Origin of the sequence: Micromonospora sp. NPDC047548 (assembly GCF_040642975.1) — a bacterium.
GTDB lineage: Bacteria > Actinomycetota > Actinomycetes > Mycobacteriales > Micromonosporaceae > Micromonospora.
The window spans coordinates 48,798-67,809 of the sequence record NZ_JBEYTI010000011.1 but is presented as its reverse complement, the minus strand read 5'-3'; the positions used below and the strand labels follow the sequence as shown (position 1 = coordinate 67,809).

Annotated in this window: 22 protein-coding genes; 12 read left to right on the top strand and 10 right to left on the bottom strand. The window is 73.2% G+C overall.

The annotated features are described in order from the left end of the window. The first annotated feature begins 40 nt into the window (after positions 1-40). From ABZ807_RS14275 to ABZ807_RS14265, 3 genes are read left to right on the top strand one after another with little or no spacing between them, the layout of a single operon-like run. Positions 41-892, top strand: coding sequence for an ABC-2 family transporter protein (locus ABZ807_RS14275; RefSeq protein ID WP_357156636.1), 852 nt, complete (start codon positions 41-43; stop codon positions 890-892). Then, positions 885-1,697: an ABC-2 family transporter protein gene (locus tag ABZ807_RS14270; RefSeq protein ID WP_357156634.1), complete on the top strand. Its 813-nt coding sequence runs from the start codon at positions 885-887 to the stop codon at positions 1,695-1,697. Before ABZ807_RS14275 ends, ABZ807_RS14270 begins: the two co-directional genes overlap by 8 nt. Then, a complete protein-coding gene (locus tag ABZ807_RS14265) occupies positions 1,694-2,680 on the top strand; it encodes an ATP-binding cassette domain-containing protein (protein WP_357156632.1) in 987 nt (328 codons plus the stop codon). The genes ABZ807_RS14270 and ABZ807_RS14265 overlap by 4 nt, the downstream gene beginning before the upstream one ends. Positions 2,681-2,692: 12 nt before the next feature. Here ABZ807_RS14265 and ABZ807_RS14260 read toward each other — a convergent pair whose 3' ends face one another. Continuing rightward, positions 2,693-3,265: an XRE family transcriptional regulator gene (locus ABZ807_RS14260; RefSeq protein WP_357156630.1), complete on the bottom strand. Its 573-nt coding sequence runs from the start codon at positions 3,263-3,265 to the stop codon at positions 2,693-2,695. A gap of 54 nt (positions 3,266-3,319) precedes the next feature. Between ABZ807_RS14260 and ABZ807_RS14255 the strand changes: the two genes are divergently transcribed. Together ABZ807_RS14255 and ABZ807_RS14250 are read left to right on the top strand one after the other, a co-directional pair. Further along, positions 3,320-4,156, top strand: coding sequence for an AzlC family ABC transporter permease (locus ABZ807_RS14255; RefSeq protein WP_357156628.1), 837 nt, complete (start codon positions 3,320-3,322; stop codon positions 4,154-4,156). After that, a complete protein-coding gene (locus ABZ807_RS14250; protein ID WP_357156626.1) occupies positions 4,150-4,458 on the top strand; it encodes an AzlD domain-containing protein in 309 nt (102 codons plus the stop codon). Before ABZ807_RS14255 ends, ABZ807_RS14250 begins: the two co-directional genes overlap by 7 nt. 52 nt (positions 4,459-4,510) lie before the next feature. Here ABZ807_RS14250 and ABZ807_RS14245 read toward each other — a convergent pair whose 3' ends face one another. From ABZ807_RS14245 to nadA, 3 genes are all read right to left on the bottom strand, one after another. Continuing rightward, positions 4,511-5,155 carry a DUF3043 domain-containing protein gene (locus ABZ807_RS14245; RefSeq protein ID WP_357156624.1) on the bottom strand — a complete coding sequence of 215 codons (645 nt, stop codon included), beginning with the start codon at positions 5,153-5,155 and terminating at the stop codon, positions 4,511-4,513. 40 nt (positions 5,156-5,195) lie between these two features. After that, entirely contained in the window at positions 5,196-6,551 is a 1,356-nt protein-coding gene (murA, locus tag ABZ807_RS14240; protein ID WP_357156622.1) for a UDP-N-acetylglucosamine 1-carboxyvinyltransferase, read from the bottom strand. Between the two features lie 229 nt (positions 6,552-6,780). Beyond that, positions 6,781-7,980 (bottom strand): quinolinate synthase NadA, encoded by a 1,200-nt coding sequence (gene nadA, locus ABZ807_RS14235; protein ID WP_357156620.1) that lies wholly within the window; start codon positions 7,978-7,980, stop codon positions 6,781-6,783. Between the two features lie 68 nt (positions 7,981-8,048). Here nadA and ABZ807_RS14230 point away from each other — a divergent pair, with 68 nt between their 5' ends. The 3 genes from ABZ807_RS14230 to ABZ807_RS14220 all read left to right on the top strand — a co-directional run bounded on the left by ABZ807_RS14230 (position 8,049) and on the right by ABZ807_RS14220 (position 10,974). Then, complete coding sequence (locus ABZ807_RS14230) at positions 8,049-9,185, top strand: glycerate kinase (RefSeq protein WP_357156618.1); 1,137 nt, start codon at positions 8,049-8,051, stop codon at positions 9,183-9,185. A gap of 247 nt (positions 9,186-9,432) precedes the next feature. Continuing rightward, positions 9,433-9,801 (top strand): iron-sulfur cluster insertion protein ErpA, encoded by a 369-nt coding sequence (gene erpA, locus ABZ807_RS14225; RefSeq protein WP_357156616.1) that lies wholly within the window; start codon positions 9,433-9,435, stop codon positions 9,799-9,801. Positions 9,802-9,996: 195 nt separating this feature from the next. Continuing rightward, positions 9,997-10,974, top strand: coding sequence for a carbohydrate kinase family protein (locus ABZ807_RS14220; RefSeq protein ID WP_357156614.1), 978 nt, complete (start codon positions 9,997-9,999; stop codon positions 10,972-10,974). Between the two features lie 90 nt (positions 10,975-11,064). On the opposite strand, the gene ABZ807_RS14215 is transcribed toward ABZ807_RS14220, so the two are convergent. Together ABZ807_RS14215 and ABZ807_RS14210 are read right to left on the bottom strand one after the other, a co-directional pair. Then, positions 11,065-11,292 carry a sulfurtransferase TusA family protein gene (locus tag ABZ807_RS14215; RefSeq protein ID WP_357156612.1) on the bottom strand — a complete coding sequence of 76 codons (228 nt, stop codon included), beginning with the start codon at positions 11,290-11,292 and terminating at the stop codon, positions 11,065-11,067. After that, positions 11,289-12,440, bottom strand: coding sequence for an aminotransferase class V-fold PLP-dependent enzyme (locus ABZ807_RS14210; RefSeq protein WP_357156610.1), 1,152 nt, complete (start codon positions 12,438-12,440; stop codon positions 11,289-11,291). Before ABZ807_RS14210 ends, ABZ807_RS14215 begins: the two co-directional genes overlap by 4 nt. Positions 12,441-12,609: 169 nt before the next feature. On the opposite strand from ABZ807_RS14210, the gene coxB reads away from it, so the two are divergent. Both coxB and ABZ807_RS14200 read left to right on the top strand, forming a co-directional pair. Beyond that, a complete protein-coding gene (coxB, locus tag ABZ807_RS14205; protein WP_357156608.1) occupies positions 12,610-13,581 on the top strand; it encodes a cytochrome c oxidase subunit II in 972 nt (323 codons plus the stop codon). A gap of 10 nt (positions 13,582-13,591) precedes the next feature. Next, positions 13,592-14,017 carry a cytochrome c oxidase subunit 4 gene (locus tag ABZ807_RS14200; RefSeq protein WP_357156606.1) on the top strand — a complete coding sequence of 142 codons (426 nt, stop codon included), beginning with the start codon at positions 13,592-13,594 and terminating at the stop codon, positions 14,015-14,017. A 454-nt stretch (positions 14,018-14,471) separates the two neighbouring features. Here ABZ807_RS14200 and ABZ807_RS14195 read toward each other — a convergent pair whose 3' ends face one another. The 4 genes from ABZ807_RS14195 to ABZ807_RS14180 form a co-directional block, all read right to left on the bottom strand. Next, the gene (locus tag ABZ807_RS14195; protein WP_357156604.1) at positions 14,472-14,684 is read right to left on the bottom strand and encodes a hypothetical protein; all 213 of its coding nucleotides are present in this window, start codon (positions 14,682-14,684) and stop codon (positions 14,472-14,474) included. A gap of 40 nt (positions 14,685-14,724) precedes the next feature. Next, entirely contained in the window at positions 14,725-15,771 is a 1,047-nt protein-coding gene (gene trpD / locus ABZ807_RS14190; RefSeq protein WP_357156602.1) for an anthranilate phosphoribosyltransferase, read from the bottom strand. An 89-nt stretch (positions 15,772-15,860) separates the two neighbouring features. Next, positions 15,861-16,256 (bottom strand): hypothetical protein, encoded by a 396-nt coding sequence (locus ABZ807_RS14185; protein WP_357156600.1) that lies wholly within the window; start codon positions 16,254-16,256, stop codon positions 15,861-15,863. Positions 16,257-16,362: 106 nt separating this feature from the next. Continuing rightward, positions 16,363-17,340, bottom strand: a complete 978-nt coding sequence (locus ABZ807_RS14180) for a cytochrome c oxidase assembly protein (RefSeq protein ID WP_357156598.1) — start codon at positions 17,338-17,340, stop codon at positions 16,363-16,365. A gap of 108 nt (positions 17,341-17,448) precedes the next feature. On the opposite strand from ABZ807_RS14180, the gene ABZ807_RS14175 reads away from it, so the two are divergent. Both ABZ807_RS14175 and ABZ807_RS14170 read left to right on the top strand, forming a co-directional pair. Continuing rightward, a complete protein-coding gene (locus ABZ807_RS14175) occupies positions 17,449-18,048 on the top strand; it encodes a heme-copper oxidase subunit III (protein WP_357156596.1) in 600 nt (199 codons plus the stop codon). A 72-nt stretch (positions 18,049-18,120) separates the two neighbouring features. Beyond that, positions 18,121-18,954: a cytochrome c gene (locus tag ABZ807_RS14170; RefSeq protein WP_357156594.1), complete on the top strand. Its 834-nt coding sequence runs from the start codon at positions 18,121-18,123 to the stop codon at positions 18,952-18,954. Positions 18,955-19,012: the final 58 nt, after the last annotated feature.

Here is a 19,012-nt window from a genome sequence, read left to right as displayed (position 1 = left end):
CAACCCCGGCACGGCATGGCTGCGGATGGAGGGTAACGGCGTGGGCTCGGTCACCGCCACTGTGGCACCGCCCACGGACTCAAACGTTATCCTATGGTTTCGGACATTCTGGGCGATATCTCGATCCGGCTTCCGGCGATACGCCACCTATCGCCAGGCTGCGGCGGCCGGTGTCGTCACCAACTCCGTCTTCGGGTTCCTCCGCTGCTACGTGCTGCTCGCGGTGGCCGGCAGCGCCGGCAGCGCCGCGGGGTACGACCGGGCGCAGCTCGCCACCTTCGTCTGGGCCGGGCAGGGGCTGCTGGCGGTGATCCTGCTCTGGGGCTGGGCCGACCTGGCCGACCGGATCCGCACCGGCGACGTCGCCGGCGACCTGCTCCGCCCGGTGCACCCGGTGACCAGCTACCTCGCCACCGACCTGGGCCGCGCCGGGTACGCCGCGCTGGCCCGCCTGCTGCCGCCGATGCTGGTCGGCCCGCTCTTCTTCGACGTGCACCTGCCCGCCCGCTGGTCGACCGTGCCGCTCTTCGGCGTCTCCGTGGTCACCGCGGTGGTGCTCTGCTTCGGCTGCCGGTTCCTGGTCAACGCCGCGGCGTACTGGCTGCAGGACGTCCGGGGGCCGATGATCCTCTGGACGCTCGGGTCGGGGGTGCTGGCCGGGCTCTACTTCCCGCTGCGCTTCCTGCCCGAGCCGCTCCAGCTGGCGCTCTGGCTCGGCACCCCCTTCCCGAGCCTGCTCCAGACCCCGCTGGACGTGCTGGTCGAGCGGGACCCGCCGGTCACCCAGCTCGGGCTGGTCGCCCTCCAGCTCTGCTGGGCGGTGCTCATCCTGGCCGCCTGCCGGCTGGTGCAGCGCCGGGCGGAACGGCGGCTGGTGGTGCAGGGTGGCTGAGGCGGGCGGCACGGTCACCGCGTACCGGGGGCTGCTGCGGGCGCAGGCGCGCTCGCAGACGGCGTACCGGGCGTCCTTCGTGGTGGACCTGCTGGGCAACGTCGGGGCCACCGCCTTCGACGTGGTCACCGTCCTGGTGATCTACGGGGTGACCCGCGAGCTGGGCGGCTTCACCCTGCCCGAGACGCTGGTGATGGTCGGCATCTCCTCCTGCGCGTTCGCCACCGCCGACCTGCTGGTCGGCAACATCGAGCGGCTGCCCCGGTACGTGCGCACCGGGCTGTTCGACGCGGTGCTGCTGCGGCCGCTCGGCGCGCTGCCCCAGCTGCTGCTGATGGACCTGCCGCTGCGCAAGGTCTCCCGGGCGCTGTTCGGCCTGGCCGTGCTGGTGGTGGCGCTGGCCACCGCCGGGATCGGGTGGACGCCCGGTCGGGTGCTGCTGGCCGTCGTCGCCCCGCTGGCCGGGGTGGTCTTCTTCGGGTCGGTCTTCGTGGCCACCGCCACCGTCTCGTTCTACTGGGTCGAGTCGGGGGAGCTGGCCAACTCGGTCACCTACGGTGGGCGGGACTTCACCTCGTACCCGGTCACGGTCTTCGAGGGCTGGTTCCGGGCGGCCTTCGCGTACGGGCTGGGGTTCGCCTTCGTCAGCTACCAACCGGCGCTGGCGCTGCTCGGCCGGGCCGACCCGCTCGGCCTGCCGGCCTGGGCGGGCTGGGCCGCCCCCGGCGTCGCGCTGGTCGCCGCCGCGGGCGCGGCGGCGGCCTGGCGCGTCGGTGTCCGCCACTACCGGAGTACGGGATCATGAGCCTGGTGATCGACGCGCAGGGGCTGCGCAAGGAGTTCACGGTACGGGTCAGGGCCGGTCGGCTGCGCCGCGAGAAGCGGACGGTCACCGCGGTCGACGGGGTGGACCTGCGAGTGGAGCGCGGCGAGACCCTCGGCTACATCGGCGCCAACGGCGCGGGCAAGTCCACCACGCTGAAGATGCTGACCGGCGTGCTGACCCCCTCCGCCGGGGAGGTGCGCGTCTGCGGGCTGCGCCCGGTCGCCCAGCGCACCCGGCTGGCCCTCGGCATCGGCGTGGTCTTCGGCCAGCGCTCCCAGCTCTGGTGGGACCTGCCGCTGCGCGACTCGTTCGACCTGCTCCGGCACGTCTACCGGGTGCCGGCCGGCGACCACGCGGCCCGGCTGCGCCGCTGCCGCGAGCTGCTGGACCTCGACGAGTTCCTGGACACCCCGGTGCGGCAGCTCTCCCTCGGGCAGCGGATGCGCGGCGAGCTGACCGCCGCCCTGCTGCACGGCCCGCGGGTGCTCTTTCTCGACGAGCCCACCATCGGCCTGGACGTGGTGAGCAAGCAGGCGGTCCGCGACTTCCTCGGCGAGCTGGGTCGGGCCGGCGACACGACGCTGGTGCTCACCACCCACGACCTGGCCGACATCGAGCGGCTCTGCCGCCGGCTGGTGGTGATCGACCACGGCCGGGTGGTGCATGACGGGTCGATCGCCGCCCTGCACAGCCGGTACGGCTCCCGCCGGCTGGTCGTCGCCGAGCTGGACGCCGCGCTGGCCACCCCGCCGGCGCTGCCCGGGGCGCCGCTGGAAAGGGTCGAGGCCGACGGGCGTCGCCTGGTCTACGCCTGCGAGTCGGCGGGCGCGGCGGAGGTGGTGGCCGGGCTGGCGGGCCTGGCCACGCTCCGCGACATCGCGATCGTCGAGCCGGACATCGAGGAGGTGGTGACCCGGCTCTACCGGTCGCCGGCGAGCCGGCAGGCCCCGGTCACCGGTTGACTCTGCCGCCCCTCAGGGGTGCTCCATCACCAGCACCGCGAAGGTGCCGGGGGTCAGCGCCTCGTACCGGTGCGGGGCGTCCCCGGGGAACGTCGCGTAGTCGCCCGGGCCGAGCTCGACCAGGTCGGACTCCGGGCCGACGCGCATCCGGCCGGCGGCGACCACGACGTGTTCGACGCTGCGCGGGGTGTGCGGCTCGGCGACCCGGACGGCGCCCGGCTCCAGCTCCATCATGTAGACGTCGCGCCGGCCGTGTGCCGAGCCGGCGGCGAGCAGGGTGGCGGTGAAGTCGGCGTGCTCCGCGTGGACCCGGGGGCCCTCGCCGGCCCGGATGACCCGGACGCTGGCCGGCGGCGGCTCGACCAGCCGGCTGAACGGCACGCCCAGCGCGACGCCCAGCGCCCAGAGCGTCTCGAGGCTCGGGTTGCCGGCCCCGGATTCGAGCTGGGACAGGGTGGACTTGGCGATGCCGGCGCGGCGGGCCAGCGCGGTCAGCGAGATGCCGGCCCGCTCGCGCTCGCGGCGCAGGGCCGCCGCGATGGTGGCCAGCAGGGGAGTGGTGTCCACGGCCGTTGTTCGCTCCATCGTTCTGTTTGTTCGGTTTGACGAACGCGTCGAGGCTGTTCATCATAATGTTCCATGCGTACGGCTCATCGAACACCGGACACCCGGATGCTTCGCGACGTGGCCGCGATCGGGGCGGCAATGGTCGCGGTCGGCGCCTCCTTCGGCGCGGTGGCGGTGGCCGCCGGTCTGCCCGACTGGGCGACCGTTGCGATGTCGACGGTGGTCTACGCCGGTGGCGCGCAGTTCATGGCGGTCGGGCTGGTCGCCGCCGGCAGCCCGCTCGCCGCGGTCCTGGCCGGCCTGCTGCTCAACGCCCGGCACCTGCCGTTCGGTTTGACCCTCGGCGACAGCCTCGGCCGGCAGCGCTGGCGGCGGCTGCTCGGCAGCCACCTGATGACCGACGAGGCGACCGCGTTCGCGCTGGCCCGACCCGCCGGCGAGGCGCGGAGCCGGGCGTTCTGGCTCGCCGGGACGCTGCTCTTCCTGGCCTGGAACGCCGGCACCCTGCTCGGCGTGCTCGCCGGCGGCGCGGTCGGCGACCCGGCCACCCTGGGGCTGGACGCCGCCTTTCCGGCCGGGCTGATCGCCCTGCTGCTGCCGACCCTGCGCGACCCGGAGACCCGGCGGGTGGCGCTGGCCGGCGCGGGCCTGGCCGTGCTGTCGACCCCGGTGCTGCCGGCCGGGCTGCCGGTGCTGCTGGCGCTCGGCGCCCTCGCCGTGCCGGCCCTCCGCCGGCACCGGAGACCGGCCGCCGACCCGCTTGCCGCCGGCCCGTCCGGTGCGGCTGGCGCGCCTGGCAGCGTCGTCCCGTCCGGCGCCGCCGGCTCGCTGGCGCGCGGTCGGGCCGGTGCCGGACTCCGGGAAGCCGGACCGAAGCCGGTCCCGCAGCCGGAGGAGACGCCGTGCTGATCGCCGTGATCCTCGCCCTGGCGGCCGGCACGTACGGCTTCCGGGTCGCCGGAGTGCTGCTGCGCGACCGGCTGGACCTGCCCGAGTGGTCCCGGCGGCTGCTGCCGGTCGGCGCCGCCGCCCTGCTGGCCGCGCTGGCCGCGACCGCCGCGTTGACCGAGGCGGGCGGCTTCGCCGGTTACGCCCGGCCGGCGGGCGTGCTGGTCGGGGTGCTGCTCGCCTGGCGGCGGGCGCCCTTCGTCCTGGTGGTGGTCGCGGCGGCAGCCACCACGGCGCTGCTGCGTCTGGCCGGGGTGCCATGACCGGGGCCCCTCCCCGCTGCTGCGGGAAGGGGCCCAGGGTGGACCGTTCGGGTCAGATCTTGTCGCCGATGTTGACCTGGGGTGCGGGCGCCCGCATCCGGCGGAAGGTGATCGACCGCATGATCGCGTAGAGGTAGAGCGAGCCCATCCGCTGGCCGCTGTTGGGGAACCGCTCCCGGACCAGCTTCTTGATCTTTCGGGAGATCAGGACCGAGTCGACCACCACGCCGAGCGCGAGCGCACCCCAGACCAGGTTCGAGGCCAGCCGGATCGCCGGCGGCATGGCCTGGTTGGAACCGATCAGCACGATCAGCGCGCCGCCGAAGAACCAGGTGCCGACCGTACGCCGGGAGTCGACCACGTTGCGGGCCAGCAGCCGCTCCGGGCCGCGGTCGCGGGGGCCGCCCTCGCGGCGGAACTCCGCCGCCGCCTCGGCGCGGGCCGCCCGGCGCTGCTCCCGGGCCTCCTCCTTGGTCAGCGGCTTCGTCGGGCCGGCGGGGCGCCGACCGGCCACCGGCCGCTTCGGGGTCTCCCGGCCCAGTTCCTTCTTGCTCGGGGTGTAGCCCCGGGGACGCGTGGCAGACGGCTCCTCGGTTGCCATGGGGGCGGCGGAGGAGTCGGGACGGTCGGCGGACTTGCGACGAAACAACGACGGCACGAGGTGAAGGGTAGCCAAACACCACCGCCCGGTGCACATCACGGGTGCACCGGGCGGTTCTCAACGGGGGTGAGTTCGGTTACGGACGCTCGACGTGCGCGCCCAGGCTGGCCAGCTTCGCCTCGAAGTCCTCGTAGCCGCGGTTGATCAGGTCGACGCCGTACACCCGGGAGGTGCCCTCGGCGGCGAGCGCCGCGATCAGGTGGCTGAACCCGGCGCGCAGGTCCGGGATGACCAGGTCGGCCGCGTGCAGCTTGCTCGGGCCGGCGATCACCGCGGAGTGCTTGAAGTTGCGCCGGCCGAAGCGGCACGGGGTGCCGCCCAGGCAGTCCCGGTACACCTGGATGTTGGCGCCCATCGTGTTCAACGCCTCGGTGTAGCCCAGCCGCTGCTCGTAGACCGTCTCGTGGACGATCGACAGGCCGCGGGCCTGGGTCAGCGCGACCACGAGGGGCTGCTGCCAGTCGGTCATGAAGCCCGGGTGCACGTCGGTCTCCAGCGCCACGGCGTTGAGCTCGCCGCCCGGGTGCCAGAACCGGATACCGCCCTCCTGGCCCGGGTCGCCGAGCTTCGGCGCGCGGGCGTCGGTCACCTCGTACGCGCCGCCAACCGAGCGGAAGATGTTCAGGAAGGTCATCATGTCGACCTGCTGGGCGCCGAGCACCTCGACGTCCCCGCGGGTGGCCAGCGCCGCCGCGGCCCAGCTCGCCGCCTCGATCCGGTCCGGGATGGGCCGGTGGGTGTAGCCGCTGAGTCGCTTGACGCCCTGGATCTCGATCACCCGGTCGGTGTGGACCTTGATGATCGCGCCCATCTTCTGCAGGATGCAGATCAGGTCGATGATCTCCGGCTCGACGGCGGCGTTGCGCAGCTCGGTGACACCCTCGGCCATCACCGCGGTGAGCAGCACCTGCTCGGTCGCGCCCACGCTCGGGTACGGCAGGGCGAACTTGGTGCCGTGCAGCCCGTTCGGCGCCGACAGGTGCAGCCCCTCCGGGGTCTTGTCGACCGTCGCGCCGAACTCGCGGAGCGCCTGGAGGTGGAAGTCGATCGGGCGCGGGCCGATGTGGCAGCCGCCCAGGTCGGGGATGAAGGCGTGCCCGAGCCGGTGCAGCAGCGGGCCGCAGAACAGGATCGGGATCCGGCTGGAGCCCGCGTGCACGTTGATCTGGTCGGTGCTGGCGCTCTCGACGTTGGCCGGATCGAAGACCAGCTCACCCTCCTCCGCGCCGTCGGTGACCTTCACCCCGTGCAGGCCGAGCAGCCCGCGGACGACCTCGACGTCACGTATGCGCGGCACGTCGAACAGGCGGCTGGGGGTGTCGCCCAGCAGGGCGGCGACCATCGCCTTGGAGACGAGGTTCTTCGCGCCGCGCACGCGGATCCGCCCTTCCAGCGGCGTGCCTCCGTGTACGACCAGGACGTCGTCGGTCAACGCAACCTCCAGCGCGCGTCGGGTGGTGCAGTGTCGAGGGTGGGGTGGGCTGTGCAGCTGTCTGCCGGCTGTTCAGCTACCCGGAATGGGACCGGCGCCAAACCGTGCACGATGTCGTCGCCCGGCAGCATAGTCCTCGGTTGCCCAAATGGAATCGGTCACATCGCCAGGCAAGGCACGAACCGGGGATTCCGGCATGTTTCCGTACCAGCAATGTGACCGTGGGTGATCAGCTGGCGGTCGGCGGCGGGGTGTCGGCGCCCGGCAGCGCGAGCATCTGGTCCAGCGCCACCCGGGCGTGGTGCGCGGTGTCCGGGTCGACGGTGATCTGGTTGACCACCCGCCCGGCGACCAGCTCCTCCAGTGCCCAGACCAGGTGCGGCAGGTCGATCCGGTTCATCGTCGAGCAGTAGCAGACCGCCTTGTCCAGGAACATGATCTGCTTGTCCGGGTGGGCCAGCGCCAGCCGGCGGACCAGGTTCAGCTCGGTGCCGACGGCCCAGGCCGAGCCGGCCGGGGCCGCCTCGATGGTCTTGATGATGTACTCCGTCGAGCCCACGTGGTCGGCGGCGGTGACCACGTCGTGCCGGCACTCCGGGTGCACCAGCACGTTGACCCCCGGCACCCGCTCGCGCACGTCGTTGACGCTGTCGAGGGTGAAGCGGCCGTGCACCGAGCAGTGCCCCCGCCAGAGGATCATCTTCGCGTCGCGCAGCTGCTCCGGGGTGAGCCCGCCGTTGGGCTTGTGCGGGTCGTACAGCACGCAGTCGTCCAGCGAGAGGCCCATGTCCAGCACCGCCGTGTTGCGGCCCAGGTGCTGGTCGGGCAGGAAGAGCACCTTTGACCCCTGCTGGTACGCCCAGTCCAGGGCCCGCTTCGCGTTCGACGAGGTGCAGACCACGCCGCCGTTGCGCCCGACGAAGCCCTTGATGTCGGCCGAGGAGTTCATGTACGTCACCGGGACGGTGTCCGCCGCGACGCCCAGCTCGGTCAGCACGTCCCAGGCGGTCTCGACCTGCGACAGCACCGCCATGTCCGCCATCGAGCAGCCGGCGGCCAGGTCGGGCAGGATCACCTGCTGCGCGTCCGAGGTGAGGATGTCGGCGCTCTCGGCCATGAAGTGCACGCCGCAGAAGACGATGTACTCCGCGTCCGGCCGGGCGGCGGCCTCCCGGGCCAGCTTGAACGAGTCGCCGGTCACGTCGGCGAACTGGATCACCTCGTCGCGCTGGTAGTGGTGACCCAGCACGAACACCTTCGTGCCGAGCGCGGCCCTGGCCGCCGCCGCCCGGGCCACCAGGTCGGGGTCGCTCGGCGCCGGCAGGTCGCCCGGACACTCCACGCCACGCTCGGTGGCGGGGTCGCTGCCGCGGCCGAGGAGCAGCAGCGCAGTGGCGGTGTTGGAGGGTTCCACCCAGGTCGAAGTCACGCCTCCCATCGTCCCACAGCGTGGCTGCCGCGCAGCCTTCACCGTTGTGTGCTGCCACACTGCCAGGCATGCGCGTGCTGCTCTGTCCGGACAAGTTCGCCGGCACCCTCGCGGCCCAGGAGGTCGCCGCCGCCGTCGCCGAGGGCTGGCGGGCCGTCGCCGCCGGCGACGAGCTGCTGATCCGACCGCTCGCCGACGGCGGGCCGGGCTTCGTCGCGGTGCTCGCCGACGCCCTCGGCGGCCGGCGGATCCCGGTGCCGACCGTCGACCCGCTCGGCCGGCCGGCCGCCGGTGAGATCCTGCTCACCGACGACGGCACCGCCTATTTGGAGAGCGCCCAGGCCTGCGGGCTGCACCTGCTCGCCGCCGCCGAGCGCGACCCGAAGGCGACCACCTCGTACGGGCTGGGGGCGCTGGTCACCGCGGCTGTCGAGCACGGGGCCCGCACGGTGGTGGTCGGGCTGGGCGGCTCCGGCACCAACGACGGCGGCGCCGGCCTGCTCACCGCGCTCGGCGCGACGCCGCTGGACGACGCCGGCCGGGCCCTGCCGTACGGCGGGGCCGCGCTGGCCGCGGTCGCCACCCTCGACGGCGCGCCCCGGCTGCGCGGGGCCACCCTGGTCGCCGCCACCGACGTCGACAGCCCGCTGCTCGGGCTGCACGGGGCGAGCAGCGTCTACGGCCCGCAGAAGGGCGCCACCAGGGCGGACGTGCTGCTGCTCGACGCCGCGCTGGAGAGCTGGGCGGGGGTGCTCGAACGGGACCTGCCCGGCTGCCCGCCCGGCCTGGGCGCGCTGCCCGGCGGCGGCGCGGCCGGCGGCCTCGGCGCGGCGATCCTCGCCCTGGGTGGGCGCTGCGAGTCCGGCATCGACCTGGTGACCCGGGCGATCGGGTTGGACGCCGCGCTCGACGCCACCGACCTGGTGATCACCGGGGAGGGTTCCTTCGACCACCAGTCGCTGCGCGGCAAGGTGGTCGCCGGGGTGGCCGGGGCCGCCCGCGACCGCGGGGTGCCCTGCGTGGTGCTGGCGGGACGGGTGAGCACCGGCCGGCGGGAGGCCGCCTCGGCCGGCGTCACCGAGACGTACAGCCTGGTGGAGCACTTCGGCGGCGAGGAACGCGGCGGGGTCGAGGCGGCAATGGGCCGGCCGGCCGAGGGCCTGCGGGCGCTGGGCTCGCGGCTGGCCCGGCAGTGGAGCCGCTGACCGCCTGGCAGTGGAGCCGCCGACCGCCCGGCCGTGGCGGCCGCTGACCGCCCGGCCTGGCGCCGCTCGCCGGGCGCGGGGCGGCGCCACGCCCGCGGGCGGACCTGCGGCGGCGGTCTCGTCACGCCACCCGGGTGGCACCGGCCCGGGCGGCGTAGGATCGGATCCGGACCACACCGGGAATCACTGGACGACGCGCGACGTTGGCCAGTGCGTCCGGACCCATACCGCGCAGGGAGATTTCCACGTGACCACGCCAGCGCAGACCGAGTCGACCGAGGCCCAGGCCGCTACTTCCGTCGTCCTCACCGACGTCGCGGCGCAGAAGGTCAAGGCCCTGATCGAGCAGGAGGGCCGCGACGACCTGCGGCTCCGGGTCGCGGTGCAGCCGGGCGGCTGCTCCGGCCTGCGGTACCAGCTGTTCTTCGACGAGCGGTCGCTCGACGGTGACGTCGTCACCGACTTCGACGGTGTCGAGGTCGTCGTCGACCGGATGAGCGCCCCCTACCTGGCCGGGGCGACCATCGACTTCGCCGACCGGATCGACGCCCAGGGCTTCACCATCGACAACCCCAACGCGGGCAGCTCCTGCGCCTGCGGCGACTCGTTCAGCTGAGTCGACCAGCACGTTCGTGCGGCGGGGCCGTCCTTCGGGGCGGCCCCGCCGCCGTCTGCGCGCGGTTTCTCCCACGCTTCGCGGGGGTGACGCCCGGATGAGCGGCGGGTGGCGCGTTGTCGACCGACCCTGGACCGGCGCCCCGGGCGGACCGGTAGGCTGACCGGCGCCGTGCTCCCGACCCCGAGGGTTGACATGAAGATCGCCGTGACCGGCTCGATCGCGACCGACCACCTGATGAGCTTCCCCGGTCGCTTCGCCGACCAGCTCATCGCCGACCAGCTGCACAAGGTGTCGCTGTCGTTCCTGGTGGACGACCTGGTGCTGCGCCGGGGCGGGGTGGCGGCCAACATTGCCTTCGGCATGGCGCAGCTCGGGCTGAGCCCGGTGCTGCTCGGGTCGGTCGGCGCCGACTTCGCCGACTACCGCTCCTGGCTGGAGCGGCACGGCGTCGACTGCGAGTCCGTGCACGTCAGCGAGGTGGCGCACACCGCCCGGTTCGTCTGCACCACCGACACCGACATGTGCCAGATCGCCTCCTTCTATGCCGGGGCGATGAGCGAGGCCCGCAACATCGAGCTGTCCCCGGTCGCCCAGCGGCTCGGCGGCCTCGACCTGGTGCTGGTCAGCGCCAACGACCCGGAGGCGATGATCCGCCACTCCGCCGAGTGCCGGGAGCGCGGCTACGCCTTCGTCGCCGACCCGTCCCAGCAGCTCGCCCGGATGGACGGCGCGGACGTGATCGGCCTGATCGACGGCGCCGACTACCTGATGACCAACGACTACGAGAAGTCCCTGCTGCAGAGCAAGGCCGGCCTCACCGACGAGCAGCTGCTCGACCGGGTGAAGGTGCGGGTCACCACGCTGGGCAAGGACGGCGCGGAGATCGCCGGCCGGGACTTCGGGACGATCCACGTGCCGATCGCCCGGGAGATCCAGGCGGTCGACCCGACCGGCGTCGGCGACGGCTTCCGGGCCGGTTTCTTCGCCGCGCTCTCCTGGGGCCTCGGCCTGGAGCGGGCCGCGCAGGTCGGCTCGCTGCTGGCCACGCTGGTGCTGGAGACCGTCGGCACCCAGGAGTACGACGTCCGCCACGACCTGTTCGTCAAGCGCCTGGCCGAGTCGTACGGCGACGCCGCCGCCGAGGACGTGCGGCCGCACCTGCTTCCGTGAGCCCGGTCCTGGTCGGCCCGCGCCTGGTGGTGGACACTGCCGTCGACCTGGACCCGCTGCCGGCGATCCTCGCCTGTCTGGCCTGACCCGTCACCGGCTGCGCCGGACGTCGTAGCCGGGGCCGTCGGGATGGGCGGTGACGAACTCCTGCCCCCGCATCCGGCACCAGGCCGGGATGTCCAGGGCGGCGGCCGGGTCGTCGGCCAGGACGCGCAGCACCGCCCCGACCGGCAGCTCCGGCAGCCGGCGGGCCAGCGCGATGACCGGCAGCGGGCAGCGCTGGCCCCGGCAGTCGAGCACCTCCGTGGGGTCGGTCACAGCCCCACCACCCCCGCCTCGGCGCGCAGTTCGGCGACGATGCCGGGCAGTTCGGCCAGGAAACGCTCGACGTCCGCCCCGGTCGTCTCCCGGTGCAGCGACACCCGGACGTTGCCGTGCGAGAGCACCCCCATCGCCTCCAGCACGTGCGACGGGCGCAGCGTCGAGGAGGTGCAGGAGGAGCCGGAGGAGACCGCGAAGCCGCGCCGGTCCAGCGCGTGCAGCAGCACTTCGCCGTCGACGTACAGGCAGGAGAAGGTGACCAGGTGGGGGAGCCGGTCGACGGGGTCGCCGACCACCTCCACGTCCGGCACCTCGGCCGCCACCCGGGCCCGGATCCGGTCCACCAGCGGCGCCAGCCGGGCCGCCTCGGCCGCGGCGTCGGCGGCCGCCGCGCGCAGGCTCGCCGCCGCCGCCACCACCGCCGGCAGGTTCACCACCCCGGGGGAACGCCCCGACTCCCGCTCGTCGGCCGGCCAGGGCGACTCCCACCGGGTGCCCTTGCGCACCACCAGCAGCCCCACCCCGGGCGGCCCGCCCCACTTGTGCGCGCTGGCGGTCAGCACCGACCAGCCCGCCGGCACCGGCGTCCGCCCCACCACCTGGGCCGCGTCGACGTACAGCGGGACACCGGCGTCGGCGCAGGCGGCCGCCGCGAGTGCCACCGGCTGGACGGTGCCCACCTCGTGGCTGGCGGCGATCAGCGCGGCCAGCGCCACCCCGGGCGCCCGTACCGCGTCCGACCAGGCGGACAGGTCGAGCCGGCCGAGCCGGTCCACCGGCACCGGGACCGCGGCGCCGCCGCCGGCCACATGCCGTTCGGCGGCGTGCAGTACCGCCGAATGCTCGATCGCGGAGTGCACCAGGGTCGCGCCGGCGCGCCGCCGGCCGGCCAGGCCGCCGAGCACCGCACCGTGCGCCGCGGTCGTACCGCTGGGGGTGAAGGAGAGCTCGTCGGCGCGGACGCCGAGCGTGGCCGCGGTGGCCTCGCGGGCGGCGTCGAGGAGCTGGCGGGCCCGGCGGGCCTGGGTGTACAGCCTGCCGGGGTCGGCCCAGCCGTCGTCGAGGGCGGCCAGCAGCGCCTGCCGGGCGACCGGGTGCAGCGGCGCGGCGGTGGCCGCGTCCAGGTAGACCGGGGTGGGGCTCACGACTGCCAACGCTATCGCGTCGGTATGCCCAAGATCCCCCCGATGGGGGCGGACAGTGACCCCAACACCGCCGAGCCCGTCATGGTCGAGTAATCTGCGACCGTCGGTGACGCCTTTGCCGTCGGTGTTGAGGGAAACCCACCGCGGCGCGCTAGGGAGGCAGGACCAGGTGGTCGCAAGGAGTTCGGAGGTACGGCCCTCGGCCGTACGGCACAGCGCTTCCCCAGGAGCCGGTGGGCGCCGGTGGCGTGGTGCTGGTCGACTCGCCGGGCTCGGTCTCGGCGGAGCGGCGCTGCTGGTTCTGCTCACGGGCTGCGACGTCGGCAGCGCGTTCGGCGGTTTCGGCTGGCCGCAGGGCGGCATCTCGCCGGAGTCGCGCCGGATGTACGACCTGTGGATCGCCTCCTGCATCGCCGCCCTCGCGGTCGGCGTCTTCGTCTGGGGCCTGATCTTCTGGTGCGTCGTGCGCTACCGCAAGCGGGGCAACGACCTGCCGGTGCAGACCCGTTACAACATGCCGATGGAGTTCCTCTACACCATCGCGCCGATCCTGATCGTCTCCGTGCTCTTCTACTACACGGCGGTGGTCCAGACCGGTGTGGTGAAGACGACGAAGAACCCCGACGTGATCGTCGAGGTCGTCGCGTTCAAGTGGAACTGGCAGTTCAACTACCGGGACGGTCAGGGCCGCGACGCGAACACCGTGGCGTCGGTGCTGGGCACCAGCGAGGTCATTCCGGTGCTGGTCCTGCCGACCAACCGGTCGATCCGCTTCGAGGAGACCAGCCGCGACGTCGTCCACTCGTTCTGGGTGCCGGAGCTGCTGTTCAAGCGGGACGTCTTCCCGGGCAGCATCCGCAACGTCTTCGAGGTCTCCAAGCTGGAGACCGAGGGCGAGTGGGTCGGCCGCTGCGCCGAGCTGTGCGGCAGCTACCACGCCTTTATGAACTTCGAGCTGCGCGTCGTCTCCCCGGCGCAGTACGACCAGTTCCTGGCGGCGAAGCGGGACGGCAAGTCGACGCAGGAGGCGCTCAGCGCCATCGGCGAGGAGCCGTACGCGCAGACCACCAAGCCGTTCGACACGCGGCGCAACACCGCCAACTTCAACCCCGACGACCTGTCGGCCGGCGCGGGAAGCTGAGGGATCAGGCATGAAGACCGAGTGGCGTATCTTCCTGGTCATCGCCGTGTTCCTCGGCGGCACGGCGGTCCTCTACGGCGCGTGGACCTACGGCGACGGCGGCCGGGTCGAGTGGGTCGGCACGGTGGCCCTGCTGCTGTCGTTCCTGCTGTGCTCGATGTGCGGTGGCTTCTTCTGGTTCGTCTCCCGCCGCATCGACCTGCGGCCCGAGGACCGGCAGGACGGCGAGATCGCCGACGGCGCGGGCGAGATCGGCTTCTTCAGCCCGGGCAGCTACTGGCCGTTCGGGCTGGCGCTGGCCGCCGCGGCTGCCGGTCTGGGCCTGGCGTACTGGCAGTTCTGGCTGATTGGCCTCGGCCTGATCACGGTGATCTTCGCCGCCTGCGGCCTGCTCTTCGAGTACTACACCGGCACCCGCCGTACGGCCGAGCACTGATCTGACGGCGTCGCCCGCAGGCCCGCGTCCCGCTCCGGGACGCGGGCCTGCGTGTCTTTCCGAAAGTGCCGCCGGCAGTGGATCGGCCCACAGGACGGCGGCGGGTCCTGCCGGGTGGGGTGGGTGTTGTTCGTACGCTGTGGAGCTGATGACGTGAACGGATCAGCGTTCCGGCTGTCAGCTGTCAGCTGTCGGGGCGGGGATCAGCGCTCGGCGGACGTGATCAGGTGAATCGTCTACGACATCAGCTCCACAGGGCCGCAACGACGCCCCTGGGGCGCGGCCCGCGTCCCGGCCCGGCGGCCCTTGCCTGCCCGGCTGGACGGTCGACCACGACGGAGGCCCGCCCGCCCGGATCGACGGCGTCCGGATCGACGGCGCCCGGCCTGCCGGTGCGGCCGCCAGCTGATCGGCCGGGGGTGAGCGGCCGGGGGTGAGCGGCCGGGGGTGATGGTCAGGCCGCGCGGCGGCGGGACCCGGACCCCGCCCAGCGGCGCCGGTCGGCGAGGCGCGGGGCGTGGAAGGCGAAGGTGGCGATCAGCACGGCCGCGCCGCAGCCGGTGCAGGTCAGCTCGGGGCAGTCGACGCCGTGACCGTCGACGCAGGGCGGGGCCTCGAACGGCCGGACGCCCTCGCAGGTGTCGCAGTAGAGCTCGCGGTCCGACACGGGCGTCTCCTCTCGCTCCGGTGCCCGCCGCCGGCCGCGCTCAGACCGCGCGGGCCACCTCGATCCAGCGTTCCAGGACGGCGGCCGCCGCGCCCGAGTCGATCGACTCGGCGGCCCGGTCCATCCCGGCCCGCAGCGCCTTGGTCAGGTCGCCGTCCAGCGGTCCCTGGGTGGCCAGCGCGGCGGCGGAGTTGACCAGCACGGCGTCCCGTACCGGGCCGGTCCCGCCGGCCAGCAGCCGCCGGGCCACCTCGGCGTTGTACGCCGCGTCCCCGCCCCGCAGGTCGGCGAGGGTGGACCGGGGTGCCCCGAGGTCCGTCGCGTCCAGCAGCGCCTCTCTCACAGCGCCCTGCTGGGCCACCCAGACGCGGGTCGGGGCGGCGGTGGTGAACTCGTCCAGGCCGTCCTCGCCGCGCATCACGATCGCCGAGTCGCCCCGGCCGGCGAAGACGGCCGCCATCACCGGGGCCATCCGCGCGTCGAAGCAGCCGACCGCCCCGGCCCGGGGGCGGGCCGGGTTGGTCAGCGGGCCGAGGAAGTTGAAGAAGGTGGGCACGCCGATCTCGCGGCGGACCGGGCCGGCGTGCCGCATCCCGGGGTGGAACCGGCCGGCGAAGCAGAACCCGATCCCCGCCTCCTCGACGCAGCGGGCGACCTGCTCGGGCGCGAGGTCCAGCGGCACGCCGAGGAACTCCAACAGGTCGGCGGTGCCGCAGAGCGAGGAGGCGGCGCGGTTGCCGTGCTTGACCACCCGGACGCCGGCGCCGGCCACCACCAGCGCGGTCATGGTGGAGATGTTCACGGTGTGGGCGAGGTCACCGCCGGTGCCGACCACGTCCAGCGCGGTGCGCCGCAGCTCCTCGGGCAGGTCGACCGGGATCGCCCGACCGAGCATCGCCTCGACCAGGCCGGCCAGCTCGGCGGGGGTCTCGCCCTTGGCCCGCAGCGCCACCGCGAAGGCGGCGACCTGGGACGGGGCCGCGGCGCCGGTCATGATCTCGTCCATCGCCCAGGCGGTGTCGGCGGCGGAGAGCTGCTCGCCGCGCAGCAGCGCGTTGAGCAGGTGCGGCCAGGTCCGTTCGCCCATGGTGGGCCTCCCGAGCGGGCGTGGGTGCGGGTGGGACGGGATCGACACCCGTCAGCCCGGGCGCCGGGGGCGCCGCCGAGCGCGGAAACTCAGGCGGCGGCGTGCGTACGCAGCAGCTCGGCGACCGTGGTGCCGGTGGTCACCGGGTCGAGCGGGTGCACCAGCGTGGCGTCGACCTGCGCGTACGCGGCGAGCCATCGGTCGGCGGAGCGGGCGATGACCAGACAGGTCGGCGGGGCGTCGTCCCGGTCGTCCTTGATCTGGCGGGCGATGCCGATGCCGCCGCCCGGGGTGGCCTCGCCGTCGAGCAGCAACAGGTCGATCTCGTAGTCGTCGACCAGCCGGATGCACTCGGCGTAGGTGGCCGCGTCGACGAACTCGACCTGCAGGCCGGGCGCGGGGCGGGTGCCGACGGCCAGCCGCATCCGGTCGCGGACCTGCGGGTCGTCGCTGTAGAGCAGGACGGTGCAAAGACGATCGCTCATCGCTGGACTGGCTCCCACCTCGTAGCTGCCCGCTGATCGTACCTGCCGGTGTGGCATACCTGGCATCCCGCCCGGCGGGTCCGGACGGACGGGGTGTCGGCGCAGGTCAGGCGGGGGTGCCCGGGGTTGCGTCGGCGGCGTCGCCGGCGCGTTCGCGGGCCTCCTGGCGATCCAGCTCGCGGTCGAGCCGGCGGGCCTCCCGCTCCGACTGCCGGATCCACTGCACGACCAGTACCGCGAGCATCGTCACGCTGACGAACTCGCCACCGGCCCAGAGGATGCCGCCGGCGACCACCTGGTCGTCCCAGGGGTTCGACCAGGCCAGGTTGAGCGACGGGTACCAGTCGCCGCCGAGCAGCGTGGTGCTCTGCATGATGGTGAGCCCGAGCACCGTGTGGAACGGCACGGAGAGCAGCATGAGCAGCGCCCGCGCCGGGTACGGCCACCGCCCCGGCAGCGGGTCGAGCCCGAGCAGCGGCCAGAAGAACACGCAGCCGGTCGCGAGGAAGTGCGCGTGCGTCAGCTCGTGCGCCCAGGTGTGCTCGAGGGTGTAGCGGTAGAGGCCGCTGAAGTAGAGCGCGAACGGGTTCACCACGAAGATGCTGAACGCCACCAGCGGGAAGCTGTACACCTTCGCCAACCGGCTGTGCACGACCGCCAGCAGCCGCTTGCGCGGGCGTACCGGCAGCGTGCGCAGGGCCAGGGTGACCGGCGCGCCCAGGGCGAGGAAGATCGGCGAGACCATCGCCAGCACCATGTGCTGCACCATGTGCACCGACAGCAGCGCAGTGTCGTACGCGTGCAGGCCGCTGACCGTCACCGCGGCGGTGCCGCCCAGGCCCGGGCCGAGGAAGAAGACGGTCCGGAGGATCGGCCAGTGGTCCCCGCGCAGCCGCAGCCGGTACACCCCGTACAGGTAGAGCCCGGCGGCCAGCACCAGCCCGAGAGCGAGCCAGCTGTCCAGCCTGGTCTCGGTGAAGACCCGGGCTACGGTGAACGGCGGCGGGACGGCGTCGCCCCCGGCGGCGAGGACGGCCGACGGGCTCGCCGAGGTCGCGGTGAAGATCGAATCGACGTGCAGCACGCTTTTCAGGCTAGGCCAGGCGAACCGGACCCTCACGATCGGGCCATCCCTTGCACCGGTTTGGCCCCCCGCTGATCGCCCGCCCCGGTCAAGGGCAATAATGACCGCGTGACTGCGGCCCCAGCCATTGACAAGAGCCGGATCCACTCCCTGACCCGACCGAACATGGTCAGCGTCGGGACGATCGTGTGGCTCTCCAGCGAACTCATGTTCTTCGCGGCGTTGTTCGCGATGTACTTCTCCATCCGCGCGGCAGCGCCGGAGCAGTGGGAGAAGCACACCGAGATCCTCAACATCCCCTACGCGACCACCTTCACGGTGATCCTGGTGTTGTCCTCGGTGACCTGCCAGCTCGGTGTCTTCGCGGCGGAGAAGGGCGACGTCCACGCCCTGCGGCGTTGGTTCACGATCACCTTCGTGATGGGTCTGATCTTCGTGCTCGGCCAGGCGAACGAGTACCGCACCCTGGTGCACGAGGGCGTGAAGATCAACGAAGACGGTTACGGGTCGATGTTCTTCCTCACCACCGGCTTCCACGGCCTGCACGTGACCGGCGGTCTCATCGCCTTCATCATCTTCATGATCCGCACCACCATGGGGCGGTTCACCCCGGCGCAGGCCACCTCGGCCATCGTCGTGTCGTACTACTGGCACTTCGTCGACGTGGTGTGGATCGGGCTCTACGCCATGATCTACTGGCTTCAGTGATCTTGGCGCGTCACGTACCGCGCCGCTGCTCCGTCCCCTGAGACAAGGTCCAACCGGTTAAGGACACAGGTCATGACTTCTGACAACGACCGCCGACGCGGTCTGCTCGCGCGGCTGCGCGGGCGGCCCGTAGCGCGCAGCAGGGGCCGCCGCCGGCTGGGCGCCGCGGTCCGGCTGATCGCCGCGCTGACGCTGGCCGGCGGCGCCTACACCGTCTTCGCCCCTGGCGTGCAGGCGCAGGAAAACCCGCCGCTGACCGGCGCCGCGGCCGAGGGCAAGGCGCTGTTCGACGTGAGCTGCGTGACCTGCCACGGTCGCAACGCGCAGGGCGTCGAGGGTCGTGGCCCGAGCCTGATCGGCGTCGGCGCCGCCTCGGTCGAGTTCCAGGTCGGCACCGGCCGCATGCCGATGGCCCGCCAGGAGGCCCAGGCTCCGCGCAAGCCCCCGGTCTTCACCGACGAGCAGGTGCGCCAGCTCGGCCAGTACGTCCACGAGATCGGTGGCGGCCCGCAGATCCCCGAGGGTGACCTGCGTCAGGGCGCCAACCTGGCGACCGGCGGTGAGCTGTTCCGGATCAACTGCTCGCAGTGCCACGCCTTCGGCGGTGGCGGCGGCGCGCTCTCCTCGGGCAAGTTCGCCCCGAGCCTGCACCCGGCCACCGACCGGCAGATCTACGCCGCCATGCTGAGCGGCCCGCAGAACATGCCGGTGTTCGGGGACAACCAGATCAGCCCGCAGGAGAAGGCGGACATCATCGCCTACATCCAGGAGACGCTGAAGCACAACCAGGACCAGGGCGGCTTCAGCCTCGGTCGGTACGGCCCGTCCACGGAGGGCGTGGCGATCTTCCTGATCGGCATCGTCGCGCTGGTCTTCGCGAGCCTGTGGATTGCGGGCAAGTCGTGACCGGGCGGATCATCCCTTTCAGTGCCGTGGTGCCGTGCGCCGGCACCGCCCGTAGCGA